At 57.8% G+C, this 14,371-nt stretch carries 11 protein-coding genes; 3 read left to right on the forward strand and 8 right to left on the reverse strand.

What is annotated here, in order from left to right:
* Nucleotides 1-19: 19 nt before the first annotated feature.
* The 6 genes from wecC to trxA form a co-directional block, all read right to left on the reverse strand.
* Complete coding sequence (gene wecC / locus HF675_RS22750) at nt 20-1,282, reverse strand: UDP-N-acetyl-D-mannosamine dehydrogenase (protein WP_105229326.1); 1,263 nt, start codon at nt 1,280-1,282, stop codon at nt 20-22.
* On the reverse strand, nt 1,279-2,409 hold the full coding sequence (gene wecB, locus HF675_RS22755; RefSeq protein ID WP_105229325.1) for a non-hydrolyzing UDP-N-acetylglucosamine 2-epimerase: 1,131 nt from the start codon (nt 2,407-2,409) through the stop codon (nt 1,279-1,281). Before wecB ends, wecC begins: the two co-directional genes overlap by 4 nt.
* Nucleotides 2,410-2,492: 83 nt before the next feature.
* Nucleotides 2,493-3,545 carry an ECA polysaccharide chain length modulation protein gene (gene wzzE / locus HF675_RS22760; protein WP_105229324.1) on the reverse strand — a complete coding sequence of 351 codons (1,053 nt, stop codon included), beginning with the start codon at nt 3,543-3,545 and terminating at the stop codon, nt 2,493-2,495.
* Nucleotides 3,546-3,566: 21 nt separating this feature from the next.
* Nucleotides 3,567-4,649: a UDP-N-acetylglucosamine--undecaprenyl-phosphate N-acetylglucosaminephosphotransferase gene (gene wecA, locus HF675_RS22765; protein ID WP_187043825.1), complete on the reverse strand. Its 1,083-nt coding sequence runs from the start codon at nt 4,647-4,649 to the stop codon at nt 3,567-3,569.
* A gap of 304 nt (nt 4,650-4,953) precedes the next feature.
* A complete protein-coding gene (gene rho, locus HF675_RS22770) occupies nt 4,954-6,213 on the reverse strand; it encodes a transcription termination factor Rho (protein WP_015344121.1) in 1,260 nt (419 codons plus the stop codon).
* 539 nt (nt 6,214-6,752) lie between these two features.
* Complete coding sequence (gene trxA, locus HF675_RS22775; RefSeq protein WP_105229322.1) at nt 6,753-7,079, reverse strand: thioredoxin TrxA; 327 nt, start codon at nt 7,077-7,079, stop codon at nt 6,753-6,755.
* 132 nt (nt 7,080-7,211) lie between these two features.
* Here trxA and rhlB point away from each other — a divergent pair, with 132 nt between their 5' ends.
* Nucleotides 7,212-8,501: an ATP-dependent RNA helicase RhlB gene (gene rhlB / locus HF675_RS22780; protein WP_105229321.1), complete on the forward strand. Its 1,290-nt coding sequence runs from the start codon at nt 7,212-7,214 to the stop codon at nt 8,499-8,501.
* Nucleotides 8,502-8,624: 123 nt separating this feature from the next.
* Nucleotides 8,625-10,124 carry an exopolyphosphatase gene (ppx, locus tag HF675_RS22785; protein WP_172606242.1) on the forward strand — a complete coding sequence of 500 codons (1,500 nt, stop codon included), beginning with the start codon at nt 8,625-8,627 and terminating at the stop codon, nt 10,122-10,124.
* 45 nt (nt 10,125-10,169) lie between these two features.
* Here the strand turns inward: ppx and rep are convergent, their stop codons facing one another.
* Nucleotides 10,170-12,194, reverse strand: coding sequence for a DNA helicase Rep (gene rep, locus HF675_RS22790; protein WP_187043826.1), 2,025 nt, complete (start codon nt 12,192-12,194; stop codon nt 10,170-10,172).
* A 146-nt stretch (nt 12,195-12,340) separates the two neighbouring features.
* On the opposite strand from rep, the gene ppiC reads away from it, so the two are divergent.
* On the forward strand, nt 12,341-12,622 hold the full coding sequence (ppiC, locus tag HF675_RS22795) for a peptidylprolyl isomerase PpiC (RefSeq protein WP_105229318.1): 282 nt from the start codon (nt 12,341-12,343) through the stop codon (nt 12,620-12,622).
* Between the two features lie 32 nt (nt 12,623-12,654).
* Here ppiC and HF675_RS22800 read toward each other — a convergent pair whose 3' ends face one another.
* Nucleotides 12,655-14,142, reverse strand: a complete 1,488-nt coding sequence (locus HF675_RS22800; protein WP_187043827.1) for a pitrilysin family protein — start codon at nt 14,140-14,142, stop codon at nt 12,655-12,657.
* Between the last annotated feature and the right edge of the window lie 229 nt (nt 14,143-14,371).

Genomic DNA, 14,371 nt, shown 5'->3' on the forward strand with positions numbered 1-14,371 from the left:
GACGGGGCGAAGGCGGCGCTTAACGCCAGACGCCTTTGGTATCGACGATCCAGTTCTGCTTGACGGCTTCCGGCGCGATGGCCTTGAACTCATTGTGATCCACCAGCATCACCAGCACATCGGCCTGCTGCAGCGCATCGCCGATGCTTTTCAACGTGACCTGGCCGGCCAGCGCCTTCGGCAGTTGCTCCACGTTCGGTTCTACCGCCAGCGTTTCGCCCTGATGCCAGTCGGCAATCAGCTGGGTCACTTCTACCGCCGGGCTTTCACGCAGGTCATCGATATTGGGTTTGAAGGCCAGACCGAAGCAGGCGATTTTCAGTTCGGACGCCCGCTTGTCGGTGGCCGCCAGGCAATCTGCCACTGCCGCTTTCACGCGGTCGACCACCCACAGCGGCTTGCCGTCGTTGACCAGCCGCGCCGTGTGAATCAAACGCGCCTGCTGCGGGTTCTGCGCCACGATAAACCACGGATCGACGGCGATACAGTGGCCGCCGACGCCCGGACCGGGCTGCAGAATATTGACGCGCGGATGTCGATTGGCCAGGCGGATCAGCTCCCAGACGTTAATCCCCTGATCGGCGCAGATCAGCGACAGTTCATTGGCGAAGGCGATGTTGACGTCACGGTAGCTGTTTTCCGTCAGCTTGCACATTTCCGCCGTGCGCGAGTTGGTGATCACGCACTCGCCTTCCAGGAAAATTTTATACAGCGCGCTGGCGCGCTCGGAACATTTTGGCGTCATCCCGCCAATCACGCGGTCATTCTGAATCAGTTCCACCATCACCTGCCCCGGCAATACGCGCTCCGGGCAGTAGGCGATGTTGATGTCCGCCTCTTCGCCGGCGTCCTGCGGGAAGCTCAGATCGCTGCGCGCCTGCGCCAGCCATGCGGCCATCTGTTCGGTAGCGCCAACCGGCGACGTCGATTCCAGAATCACCAGATCGCCCTTTTTCAGCACCGGCGCCAGCGATTTGGCGGCGGACTCCACAAAGGCCAGATCCGGCTCGTGATCGCCTTTGAACGGCGTCGGCACCGCGATCAGGAAGGCATCCGCCGCTACCGGCTTGTTCACCGCCTGCAGATAACCGCCGTCGACCGCTTCCTTCACCACTTTGTCCAGATCCGGCTCGACGATGTGAATCTCACCGCGGTTAATGGTTGCCACCGCGTGGGCATTAACATCAACGCCGATGACTTGCTTCTTGCGTGAGGCAAACGCCGCCGCCGTCGGCAGGCCGATATAACCCAGGCCGATAACTGAAATCGTGTCAAAACTCATAATGTCACCTGATAATTCTTTAACGCTTCGAGGATACGCTGGCAGGCATGACCATCGCCGTAAGGGTTATGCGCCCGGCTCATTGCGTGATATTCGTTTTCATCCGTCAGCAGACGTCCCACCGCTTCGACGATCTTCGCCACGTCGGTGCCTACCAGACGCACCGTGCCGGCATCAACCGCTTCCGGGCGTTCGGTGGTTTCACGCATCACCAATACCGGCTTGCCAAGCGACGGCGCTTCCTCTTGAATGCCGCCGGAATCCGTCAGGATAATGGTCGATCTGGCCATCAGATAGACGAACGGCAGGTAATCCTGCGGGTCGATCAGCATGATGTTGTCGATGCCTTTCAGAATACGGTTAACCGGCTCGCTGACGTTCGGATTCAGATGCACCGGGTACACCACCTGTACGTCAGGGTGCTGACGGGCAATTTCCGCCAGCGCGCTGCAGATACGCTCAAAACCGCCGCCGAAGCTCTCACGGCGGTGGCCGGTTACCAGAATCAGTTTCTTGTCATCATCCAGGAAGGGGTAGCGCTGCGCCAGTTCGTCGCGCTGCTGCGTATCGCTCATCACGCGATCGCGCACCCAGAATAATGCGTCAATCACCGAGTTGCCGGTGACAAAAATCTGGCTGTCCGGCACCTGCTCACGCAGCAGGTTCTGACGTGAATTCTCCGTCGGCGCGAAGTGGAACATCGCCAGGTGGCCGGTCAGCGTACGGTTCGCCTCTTCCGGCCAGGGGGAATATAAATTGCCGGTACGCAGGCCGGCCTCGACGTGGCCGACCGGAATGCGCTGATAAAATGCCGCCAGGCTGGTGGCCAGCGTGGTGGTGGTATCTCCGTGCACCAGCACCACATCCGGTTTAAACTCTTCCAGAACGCCCTTCAGCCCTTCCAGAATGCGGCAGGTGATCTCCGTCAGCCCCTGCCCCGGTTGCATGATATTGAGATCGTAATCAGGAACAATTTCAAATAAGCGCAAGACCTGATCCAACATCTCACGATGCTGGGCGGTCACACAGACTCTTGCTTCAAAGGCTTCGTCCTGAGCCAAGGCATGTACCAACGGGGCCATCTTGATGGCCTCAGGTCGGGTGCCGAAAACGGTCAACACTTTCACAGCGGATCTCTTTTGGTCAGTTATCGCAGGCAAACCTGCAAAGAGGGCGCTTACGCGCCCATCAACGAATTATTATAATATTTTCAATTGCGTGAACGACGAACCAAAGCCACCCCGGCGCCGGCCATCGCACCGATAGCGCCCCACAGGATCAGCCAAAATACTCTTCTTGGACTATCACGTTTTACCGGCTCTTCCGGCGTGCGCAAATAGCGGTAAGTCTGAAACTGTTTATCCAGCGTCGGGCCGACGTTCAGCGTCGCCAGCATGGCGCGGTTTTGATCGTAATCCAAATCATAGCTTGGACCGGAGGCTTGTAAACCTTCCAGACGCGCCTGCAGCATCGGTTTGCCCAGCAGGAACAGGTCGGAGTCCGGCAGCTGTTCGGCCGGCGTATCGGTCTGCGCACGGGCGATGCCCTGCTGCTCGGCGATTTTCAGCGCCTGCTGCACCGAGCTCAGCTGACGCTTATAAATCGCGTCCGCCACCGCTTCCTGGCGCTTAACCTGCGCTTTCATCGAGGTGGTGCGCGCCGCCCAGGCGCCCTGAATCTCTTCGTTCAGATGCAGCGCCGCGCGATGGCTGGCAAACAGCACATATTCGCGCAGTAAACGGTTGGCATCCGACGCCGTTTCAGCCGTCAGTTTAACCCCGTCGTTCGGCACTTTGTTATCATCACGCGGCGTAAACTGAATATTGGCGATCAATTCATCAAGTAACGCGGCATCCGCGCGCTCATCCCCTTCCTGCCGCTGCTTGTAGTAATCGCTCTGCAGCCAGAAATCGCGCCGGGTATCGTAGGCCGCCAGCTGCATGATGAACTCTTTGTAGGCTTCATCGGCAATGCTCGGCTGGTCGGTCGCCACGGCCGGCATGGTGCGCACATCCAGATTACGCAGGAACTGCTGCTGGGAGTAGTATCCGCCCAACGCATTCACGGTCGGCCGATCGGTGATCGCCGTTGCGCTCCACTCCTGCTTGACCAGGTAAGAGACCGCCAGCGCGACCGCTGCAAACAAAACGGCAAGACCAATAATCCAGACCTTGCCGCGCCACAAAGTGCGGCACAGGCCACGAATATCGAGTTCGTTATCTACCGCCGGGCGGTTCTTGTCTGACGTTGTATCTGGAATCATCACTGCCCAAAAGCCTCTGGTTTAAGGTACTTGCTTATTGTCCACCGAGCGACGCATACGGCGTTTGATGCGCTTAATATAACGCGCAACACGCCAGGCGCGCTTGATGCAATAACCGTAGAACAGAAATGCTAGCAAGAATAATGCCAACATGAACCATTCCGGGATAAATGTTAACCATTCGCCCAGCACGCCGACCGCCGCCAGCAGCGCTGCAGCCAGGGTAATCAGGACAAAAGCCTGACGCGGCGTAAAGCCGGCACGCATAATCAGATGGTGAATATGCTGCCGGTCGGGGGAAAACGGACTCATGCCCTTACGCAAACGGCGATACATAATGGCGATCATATCCATCAGCGGAATCGCGATGATCCACAGCGCGGTCACCGGACGAATCGCCGGCGTCTGGCCTTGCGAACTTTGCAGCAGCAGCCAGATGGCGGTAAAGCCGATCAGCGTACTGCCGGCGTCGCCCATAAACACTTTATAGCGACGGCCAAGAATGCCGAGGTTCAGCAAGATATAGGGAACGATGGCGGCGATCATGGCAAAACACCAGAATGCCAGCTCAGAATGACCGTTGAGATACAGCAGCACGCCCAGCGCGCCGAATGACACGCAGGACAAACCGCCCAGCAGGCCGTCGATGCCGTCCACCATATTGAAGGCGTTAATCGCCGCCCACACCGCAAACAGCGTCAACAAGTAGCCAAACGGCCCCAGCTGCATTTCCCATCCGCCCAGAATATAGCCGAAGCTATGCAGATACAGGCCGGCAAACGCCATCATCACCACGCCGACCAGCGCCTGAACAAAGGCGCGGATTTTTACGCTGATATCGAAACGGTCATCCAGAGCGCCAACAAATACCAGCAAACCGGCGCAGGCAAGATATAACTGACTGTGTGCGATCGTTTGGTCAGAGATCAGGAAGGCGAAGCACAGCCCGGCATAAACCGAAATCCCCCCGACCAACGGAATTAACCCTTGATGTCGTTTACGGTAATTAGGCTTATCAACCAAACCAACCCGCTTTGCCACTTTGCGGGCAACAAATAAAAACGCCAAGGAGAATAAAAAAACAAATAGAATTTCAGTACTCATGTGAGTAGTTCACTGTTAACAAATCTCTGAGAAGATAAGGCAGCTTAACACTGGTTAACCCCAGTACCAGATGTCTTCGCTTCCTTTCAGTCATTTCCTATGACAAACGCGACTAAGTTTCATTACACGATTTGTCATTCCCCACTTTAGAGCTTAAGCATCACAAATGGACAAGTGTAAAAATCCGATCAAACACGCCGTAGTCGAAAAAGTAAATTAAATTTCTATTTCTGCCGCGTATCCTATCTGCCAAAAGCAAAAAACGCCACGGCTTGGCGTGGCGTTGATTAAATTTTTTATGTAATTATGAGCGCTTCATCATATCGAAGAACTCATCATTGGTCTTGGTCATCGCCAATTTATTAATGAGGAATTCCATCGCGTCGATCTCCCCCATCGGGTGGATAATCTTGCGCAGGATCCACATCTTCTGCAGCTCTTCAGAACTGGTGAGCAGCTCTTCCTTACGGGTACCGGAGCGGTTGTAATCAATCGCCGGGAAGACACGTTTTTCCGCAATCTTACGCGACAGGTGCAGTTCCATGTTGCCGGTGCCCTTGAACTCTTCGTAAATCACTTCGTCCATCTTCGAGCCGGTATCCACCAGCGCAGTGGCGATAATGGTCAGGCTGCCGCCCTCTTCCACGTTACGCGCCGCGCCGAAGAAGCGCTTCGGACGGTGCAGGGCGTTGGCGTCCACACCACCGGTCAGCACCTTGCCGGAAGCCGGCACCACGGTGTTGTAAGCGCGCGCCAGACGGGTGATGGAGTCAAGCAGGATAATCACGTCCTTCTTGTGCTCAACCAGACGCTTGGCCTTTTCGATCACCATTTCCGCAACCTGCACGTGGCGGGAAGCCGGTTCGTCGAAGGTTGAGGCGATCACTTCGCCCTTCACCAGACGCTGCATCTCGGTGACTTCTTCCGGACGTTCGTCGATCAGCAGCACCATCAGCACGCAGTCCGGGTGGTTGTAGGCAATGCTCTGGGCAATGTTCTGCAGCAGCATGGTCTTACCGGCTTTCGGCGGTGCGACGATCAGGCCGCGCTGGCCGCGACCGATCGGCGATGCCAGATCCAGTACGCGAGCGGTCAGGTCTTCGGTTGAACCGTTGCCGCGCTCCATACGCAGACGCGAGTTGGCATGCAGCGGCGTCAGGTTTTCGAACAGGATTTTACTGCGGGCGTTTTCCGGTTTGTCGTAGTTGACTTCGTTAACCTTCAGCAGGGCAAAGTAACGTTCGCCTTCTTTTGGCGGACGAATCTTACCGGAAATGGTGTCACCTGTACGGAGGTTGAAGCGGCGGATTTGGCTAGGGGATACGTAGATGTCGTCGGGGCCTGCGAGGTAGGAACTGTCTCCGGAGCGGAGGAAACCAAATCCATCCTGCAATATCTCCAGCACGCCGTCACCGAAAATATCCTCTCCGCTTTTCGCATGCTGCTTGAGAATGGAAAAGATAATGTCCTGCTTACGCATGCGGGCCAGGTTTTCCAGCCCCATATTTTCGCCGAGTGTGATCAGGTCAGAAACCGGCGTGTTCTTTAATTCGGTAAGATTCATAGTGGTGGGTTCTTAAAATCGGGGTATGTCTCGAACTTTAACGTGAATAGTATGGCAGCGTGATGTTCCCGCATCGGGATTTTCGTGCCTGTTTACTGGACGTTCAATCACCGGGCCGCTTAGCCGTCGTGGTAAGAGATGGCTTACATTGGACGCGCACGCTGGCGGTTTAGGATCGAAGGTGCCTTAAAACTGATTTTTGCAAAACCATTGATTGTCAACGCGCGGGCCAAGTCCAGGTATGAAGACAACGCCGATGCTATGACACAGAGTAACGCTTTAGATTCAAACTCTTTAGACTTAAAACTTCGGGCAAGTTCTATATGCAGTGTGATTAAACTTAACACGCTTCTCGGCGGGCGTCTATAGCCGCCGCAAGCAAACTGCATCTTTAGTCGCAGACGGGCCATGTTTACCCACATCGCCGTGCGGAGCCTGCCTGGAGAGCCGCGGACACTGCCGCCGCAAACCGGAAAAATTGGGCCGGCGCCGATGCGAAAACTCGCGACCGGACGCCAGACCCGGGGCATCCCGCCCGGTTACAGATTGGCGGTCAGGAAATCTTTCAGCTGACCTTTGGACAGTGCGCCCACTTTGGTCGCCGCCACTTCACCGTTCTTGAACAGCAACAGCGTTGGGATGCCGCGGATACCGTACTTAGGTGCGGTAGCCGGGTTCTCGTCGATGTTCAGTTTGCTGATAGTCAATTTGCCGTCGAACTCTTCGGCAATTTCATTAAGAATCGGAGCAATCATCTTGCACGGACCACACCACTCAGCCCAGAAGTCGACCAGGATTGGCCCTTCGGCATTCAGCACCTCTGTAGCAAAGCTGTCGTCAGTCAGGTGAATAATTTTATCGCTCATGTTCTACTCCACAGGATTATGTCTACCTTGTTGGTGTAGCATTAAACCAACTCAAGGTGATTTTATTTCACCGCGTTTATTTCAACGGATGTGCTTTCGTAAAGCAATAGTTAGCTGATATTCTACCACACTATGAGCAAAACACACTTGACTGAACAGAAGTTTTCCGACTTCGCCCTGCACCCGTTAGTCCTTGAAGCCCTTGAAAAAAAAGGGTTTCACAACTGCACGCCTATTCAGGCGCTGGCATTACCGCTCACGCTCTCCGGGCGTGACGTTGCAGGTCAGGCGCAAACCGGTACCGGAAAGACGTTGGCATTTCTGACGTCTACTTTTCACTATTTACTCTCCCACCCGGCGAAACAGGATCGCCAGACCAACCAACCGCGCGCCTTGATCATGGCGCCTACGCGCGAGCTGGCGGTGCAGATCCACGCCGATGCGGAAATGCTGTCGCAGTCCACCGGACTGAAGCTGGGCCTGGCCTACGGCGGCGACGGCTACGACAAACAGCTGAAAGTGCTGGAAAAGGGCGTAGATATTCTGATCGGCACCACCGGCCGACTGATTGACTACGCAAAACAAAACTATATCGACCTGAGCGCCATTCAGGTGGTGGTGCTGGATGAAGCCGATCGCATGTACGATCTGGGCTTTATCAAAGATATCCGCTGGCTGTTCCGCCGCATGCCATCGGCCGATCAGCGTCTGAACATGCTGTTCTCCGCCACCCTCTCCTACCGCGTACGCGAGCTGGCGTTCGAGCAGATGAACAATGCCGAATATGTGGAAGTCGAACCGGAACAGAAAACCGGCCACCGCATCAAAGAAGAGCTGTTCTACCCGTCCAACGAAGAGAAAATGCGCCTGCTGCAGACGTTGATTGAAGAAGAATGGCCGGATCGCGCCATCGTCTTCGCCAACACCAAACACCGCTGCGAAGACATCTGGGGCCATCTGGCCGCCGACGGTCACCGCGTGGGCCTGCTGACCGGCGACGTCGCCCAGAAAAAACGCCTGCGTATTCTGGAAGACTTCACCAAAGGCAGCCTGGATATTCTGGTGGCCACCGACGTTGCTGCGCGCGGCCTGCATATTCCTGCGGTTACCCACGTCTTCAACTACGATCTGCCTGACGACTGCGAGGACTACGTCCACCGCATCGGCCGTACCGGCCGCGCCGGCGCCAGCGGGCACTCCATCAGCCTGGCCTGTGAGGAATATGCCCTCAACCTGCCGGCGATCGAAGCCTATACCGGCCACAGCATTCCGGTCAGCAAATACAACAGCGACGCACTGCTGGATGATTTGCCGGCGCCGAAACGCCTGTCGCGCCCGCGCGGCGGCAACAATTCGCGCCGTAATTCGTCGCAACGCCGCAGCGGCGGCGCGCCGCGCAACAACCGTAAACGTTCAGGCTGAGATAACTCCATGAATTTCACATTGCATCCCGACAGCCAAGGTTACTTTCCCCACAGTCCGGCGCCGCTCGGCAACGGCGGGCTGACAGCCACGATGCGATGTGAAACTTCAGGGAGATAAATTATGCTCAGTTCCAGCACGCTGTATGCCGCCATCGATCTGGGGTCCAACAGCTTCCATATGTTGGTAGTGCGCGAGGTCGCCGGCAGTATCCAGACGCTGGCGCGTATCAAACGCAAAGTCCGGCTGGCGGCCGGGCTGGATCGGGACAATAACCTGTCGCACGACGCCATGCAGCGCGGCTGGCAATGCCTGCGGCTGTTTTCCGAACGTCTGCAGGATATTCCGCGCGAACAGATCCGCGTGGTGGCGACCGCCACGCTGCGTCTGGCGAATAACGCCGATGAGTTCCTGCATACCGCACAGCAAATTTTAGGCTGCCCGGTACAGGTGATCAGCGGCGAAGAAGAGGCGCGCCTGATTTACCACGGCGTGGCGCACACTACCGGCGGCCCCGATCGGCGTCTGGTGGTCGATATCGGCGGCGGCAGCACCGAACTGGTGGCCGGCAGCGGCGCCCAGGCCGAGCAGCTGTACAGCCTGTCGATGGGCTGCGTCACCTGGCTGGAACGCTTCTTCAGCGACCGTAACCTCGGGCGCGACAACTTTGACCGCGCCGAATTGGCCGCGCGCGAAATGGTGCGACCGATTGCCTCCGCTTTACGTGAGCACGGCTGGCAGATCTGCGTCGGCGCCTCCGGCACCGTGCAGGCGCTGCAGGAAATCATGGTGGCGCAGGGTATGGACGAACGCATTACCCTGCCGAAATTGCGCCAGCTCAAACAGCGCGCCATCCAATGCGGCAAGCTGGAAGAGCTGGAAATTGAAGGCCTGACGCTGGAGCGCGCGCTGGTGTTCCCCAGCGGGCTGTCGATTCTGCTGGCGATCTTCCAGGAGCTGGGCATTGAGAGCATGCTGCTTTCCGGCGGTGCGCTGCGCGAAGGGCTGGTGTACGGCATGCTGCACCTGCCGGTGGAGCAGGATATCCGCCACCGCACCATTCGCAATCTGCAGCGGCGCTACCTGCTGGATACCGAGCAGGCGGCCCGCGTTGCCCAGTTGGCGAGTAACTTCTCACAGCAGGTAGCCAATGAGTGGCAGCTGGATACCCGCAGCCGTGAACTGCTGCACGCCGCCTGTCTGATTCATGAAATCGGTCTGAGCGTCGACTTCAAACAGGCGCCGCAGCACGCCGCCTATCTGATTCGCCATCTGGCGCTGCCCGGTTTTACCCCGGCGCAGAAAAAACTACTGGCCGCCCTGCTGCAAAACCAGAGCAACACGCTCGATCTCACGCTGCTCAGCCAGCAAAACGCCGTGCCGCCGCGCATCGCCCAGCATTTGTGCCGCCTGCTGCGCCTGGCGATTATCTTCGCCAGCCGCCGCCGCGACGACACGCTGCCGGCGGTCAGACTGCGCGGCCACCAGAACGACGACGCGCTGCGCGTGATTGTGCCGCACGGCTGGCTGGAGCAGCATCCGCTGCGTGGTGAAGAACTGGAGCAGGAAAGCCGCTGGCAGAGCTATGTCCACTGGCCGCTGATGCTGGAAGAACAGGCCTAACCCGATGCGGGTTCGCCCAGGCGAACCCCGCTTTTTCCCCGCGACTCAGCCGCCGCCCTTGGCCTTCGCCAGCATGGCGCGGATATTGGCGACGTTGCTCTGCCCCTTTTGCATCCGTTCCTGCGGGCTAATTACCTTACGCTCCGTTTCCCACGCCAAATCATCCTGCGGCAGCTCCAACAGGAAACGGCTCGGCTCCGGACGCACCAATTCACCATACTGTCGGCGCTCACGGCACAGGGTGAAAATCAGCTCTTTTTGGGCGCGGGTTATCCCCACATAGGCCAGACGCCGCTCTTCCTCGACATTATCTTCATCAATACTGCTCTGATGCGGCAGTAAACCCTCCTCCATCCCCACCAGGAACACATAGGGGAACTCCAGCCCCTTGGAGGCGTGCAGCGTCATCAGTTGCACCTGGTCCAGCTCTTCCTCGCTTTCGCCGCGCTCCATCATGTCGCGCAGCGTGAAGCGGGTGACCACCTGCGTCAGCGTCATCGGCTCTTCCAGATCGCTGCCTTCCAGCATTTCCGTCATCCAGCCGAACAGCGTATTGACGTTTTTCATGCGCATTTCCGCCGCCTTCGGGCTGGCGGAGGTTTCAAACAGCCAGCTTTCGTAGTCGACGCCGCGAATCAGGTCGCGCACCGCCGCCACCGGCTCGCGCTCGGCCTGCCGGGCGATGCCGTCCATCCACTGGGTAAAACGCTGCAGCGACTCCAGGCCGCGGCCGGTAAGGTGCTGGCCCAACCCCACGTCGAAGCTGGCGGCAAACAGGCTCTTATTGCGCAGGTTGGCCCACTCTCCCAGCTTCTGCAGCGTCGCCGGGCCGATTTCCCGCTTCGGCGTATTGACGATGCGCAGAAAGGCGCTGTCGTCGTCCGGGTTGGTCAGCACCCGCAGGTAGGCCAGCAGATCCTTGATTTCCGGGCGGGAGAAGAACGAGGTACCGCCGGAAATCTTGTACGGGATGCGGTTCTGCATCAGCATTTTTTCGAACACCCGCGACTGGTGGTTGCCGCGGTACAAAATGGCGTAATCGCCATAGTTGGTCTTCTTCACAAAGTGGTGGGCGATCAGCTCGCCAACCACCCGCTCGGCCTCGTGGTCTTCGTTATTGGCGGTCACTACTTTCAGCTCTTCACCGTAGCCCAGCTCGGAAAACAGCCGTTTCTCAAACACGTGCGGGTTATTGGCGATCAAAATGTTGGCCGCTTTCAGAATTCGCTCGCTGGAGCGGTAGTTCTGCTCCAGCTTAATCACCTGCAGCGCCGGGAAATCCTCTTTCAGCAGCACCAGGTTCTGCGGCCGCGCGCCGCGCCAGGAGTAGATTGACTGGTCATCATCGCCCACCACGGTAAAACGGGTGCGGTTGCCCACCAGCAGCTTCACCAGCTCATACTGGCTGGTGTTGGTATCCTGATACTCATCCACCAGCAGATAGCGCAGGCGGTTTTGCCAGCGTTCACGCACCTCTTCGTTGCGCTGCAGCAGCAGCGTCGGCAGCAGGATCAAATCGTCGAAATCCAGCACGTTACAGGCGCGCATATGCGCATGGTACAAACCGTAACAGTGGGCAAACAGCTTGTCGCGCTCGGAGCGCGCCAGCTCGGCAGCACGCTGGGGGTCCACCAGATCGTTCTTCCAGTTGGAAATGGTGGAGATCAGCTGCGCCACCAGCGTTTTGTCATTTTCCAGCCATTTTTCCGTCAGCTCTTTCAGCAGCGCCAGCTGATCCTGGTCGTCAAACAGCGAGAAGTTGGACTTCATCTCCAGCGCTTTATATTCGCGCTTGATGATCTCCAGCCCCAGCGTATGGAAGGTCGAAATCATTAGGCCGCGCGCCTCTTTCCGCCCCAACGTCTGCGATACGCGCTCTTTCATCTCGCGCGCCGCCTTGTTGGTAAAGGTCACCGCGGCGATATGCCGCGCCTGATAGCCGCAATGGTGGATCAGGTGGGCGATTTTATTGGTGATTACGCGCGTCTTGCCCGAGCCGGCGCCGGCCAGAACCAGGCAGGGACCGGTAACGAATTCAACGGCTTGTTGTTGGCTGGGGTTTAATCGCATGGGGCTTTATGGCTCGACAATCTTAACGTGGGACAGGCAGTGTAGCAGAAAGCGCCGGCAAGATTGATACCCGTCGCGTCAATGCCGCCCTGCCCGGATAAAACGGGTATAATGCGCCCTCCACCGTAAGCACACAGGGTAATACCATGGCGAAGAGCGCATCCGCACTGCATATTTTGGTTGATAACGAGAAGCTGGCCAATGAACTGCTGGCCAAACTCAAGCGCGGCGTCAGCTTCGACACGCTGGCGCGCAAATACTCGACCTGCCCGTCGAAACGTAACGGCGGCTCACTGGGCGAATTCAACAAGGGCGCGATGGTGCCGGCGTTTGATAAAGCGGTGTTCAGCATCCCGCTGCTCAAACCGTACGGGCCGGTGAAAACCCAGTTCGGCTACCACATTATCAAGGTGTTGTACCGCAACTGACCGGCAGCGCCCGAAGGGGCGCCGCCGGGGCGTTATTGCGCGCCGTTCTCCGGCGTCGCCGCTTCGCCTTCAGGCTTCGGCTCTTCGCTCACCACCGCCGGTGGCGGCGCCATAATGCCGTTGTAAACATCCTGCAGCTGCTTCATATTGGTTTCCGCTTCGCCTTTCGGCTGCTGCAGCACCAGCGTAGCGTCCTGCGACAGTTGCAGTTTCAGCGCCTGGTGCAATGATTCCGGCGTCAGCGACGCCAGAAACGCCTGACGCAGCTTCTGATACATCTCCGGGGAAATATCCACCACGCCGCTCTGCTGCGAACGCAGACGCTGGCTCATCAGCACATCGGTATCGGTACGGGCATAGGTGGCGAACAGCTTGCTCAGCTGATCGTTCTTCTGCGCCAGCAAATCATCAAATTCCTGCTGGCTGAGCCCGTTATCACGCACCGCCGCCATTTCCGTCGCCACAAACTCCAGCGCGGACTTCAGGTTGGCGTTGCTGGTGTTGAGATGAATAGCGCACTGTGAACGCTGATACTGCACCCGGCAGTCGAAGCCCAGCTGCGCATCCTTCTGCGGGCTCTTTTCCAGCGCGCGCTGCAGGTGCCAGAACAGCGCCTCGCGCGCCAGATCGCTGCGCCAGTAGCGGCTCAGTTGCTGGGAGTCGCGAATCGGCTGCCATGGCGTATCCCACATAATGGACAGCATATCCTGCTGGATAGACTCATTCATCAGGCTGACCGGCTGCGGCGGCAGCGGCGCCAGGGTCGGCATGGTGGCAGGCGTTTCCCGTTTGCCGCTCAGCGGTGAAAAGGCCTTGTTGATCTGCTCGCTCAGGCTGCGGCTGTCCACCCGACCGACCACATACAAGGTCATCATGTCCGGGGTGTACCACTGCTGGTAAAAATCTTTCAGCTGTTCAAGATTGACCGGCCGCTTCACCGCCTGGCCCGGGTCGTGCGCCAGCAGCGTAGAGCCTTTCAGCCGATAGCGCCACCAGGCATCCTGGGTATTGGCAGGGAACAGGCCGATCGGATCGGCACCGGAATTCACCACCTTATGCACCGTCTGCTCGTCGATCGGCAGCTTGCCGCTGGTTTCCGCCAGCCAGCTCAGCGCCTCTTTCAGCAGATCCGGGCGGTTATTCGGCAAACTCAGGTTATAGAGGGTGAAATCATACGAGCTAATAGCCGGCGGCAGCGGCTGTTCGTCATCCACGCCCTGCTGCCACAGCGAACGCAGCTGCGGCGAACTTTCGTTGCGCGCCATCGCCAGGCGCGGCAGCAGGTGGGCGAAACCGATCTGCTGGGAAGATTCGACCAGCGATCCGGTATTCACCAGCAGCCGCAGTTCAATGCGGTCGCTTGGCCGCTGCGGCGTATCCAGCACCTGCCAGGAAAACCCGTTATCCAATTTTCCCTGCTGCCAGGCAGGATCGGGTTGTAGCGCTTCAGCCTGCACGCTGCCGCTGGCGGCCGCCAACAACAGCCCACCCACAAGAAGATGAATTCTGGTGCCCTGCATGTGAACCCCTACTTAATGGCTATCCAATTTATCTTTGATACACGTATTCCATTCACTGGAATCATAAAAGCACGCCCTGAGTTTCACAGTGGGGCGGAAAGTAGAAAGTGTACCATTGTGTTGGACCGCGCGCCTTGTTCGATGTTACCCAATGCGGCGAAAAATAGTCGTTGAGGGAGTTTTACAAGCGGAAAAGGTGGAAAACGCCATCGGCCGCCACAACAGCCGA

The sequence above is a fragment of the Serratia sp. JUb9 genome (assembly GCF_014298095.1).
Lineage (GTDB): Bacteria > Pseudomonadota > Gammaproteobacteria > Enterobacterales > Enterobacteriaceae > Serratia_B > Serratia_B rhizosphaerae.

What these genes read in the sequence shown, in the direction of transcription:
- wecC (WP_105229326.1), bottom strand. Translation starts at nt 1,282, where the DNA reads ATGAGTTTTGACACGATTTCAGTTATCGGCCTGGGTTATATCGGCCTG.
- wzzE (WP_105229324.1), bottom strand. Translation starts at nt 3,545, where the DNA reads ATGATTCCAGATACAACGTCAGACAAGAACCGCCCGGCGGTAGATAAC.
- wecA (WP_187043825.1), bottom strand. Translation starts at nt 4,649, where the DNA reads ATGAGTACTGAAATTCTATTTGTTTTTTTATTCTCCTTGGCGTTTTTA.
- rho (WP_015344121.1), bottom strand. Translation starts at nt 6,213, where the DNA reads ATGAATCTTACCGAATTAAAGAACACGCCGGTTTCTGACCTGATCACA.
- trxA (WP_105229322.1), bottom strand. Translation starts at nt 7,079, where the DNA reads ATGAGCGATAAAATTATTCACCTGACTGACGACAGCTTTGCTACAGAG.
- rhlB (WP_105229321.1), top strand. Translation starts at nt 7,212, where the DNA reads ATGAGCAAAACACACTTGACTGAACAGAAGTTTTCCGACTTCGCCCTG.
- ppx (WP_172606242.1), top strand. Translation starts at nt 8,625, where the DNA reads ATGCTCAGTTCCAGCACGCTGTATGCCGCCATCGATCTGGGGTCCAAC.
- rep (WP_187043826.1), bottom strand. Translation starts at nt 12,194, where the DNA reads ATGCGATTAAACCCCAGCCAACAACAAGCCGTTGAATTCGTTACCGGT.
- ppiC (WP_105229318.1), top strand. Translation starts at nt 12,341, where the DNA reads ATGGCGAAGAGCGCATCCGCACTGCATATTTTGGTTGATAACGAGAAG.
- HF675_RS22800 (WP_187043827.1), bottom strand. Translation starts at nt 14,142, where the DNA reads ATGCAGGGCACCAGAATTCATCTTCTTGTGGGTGGGCTGTTGTTGGCG.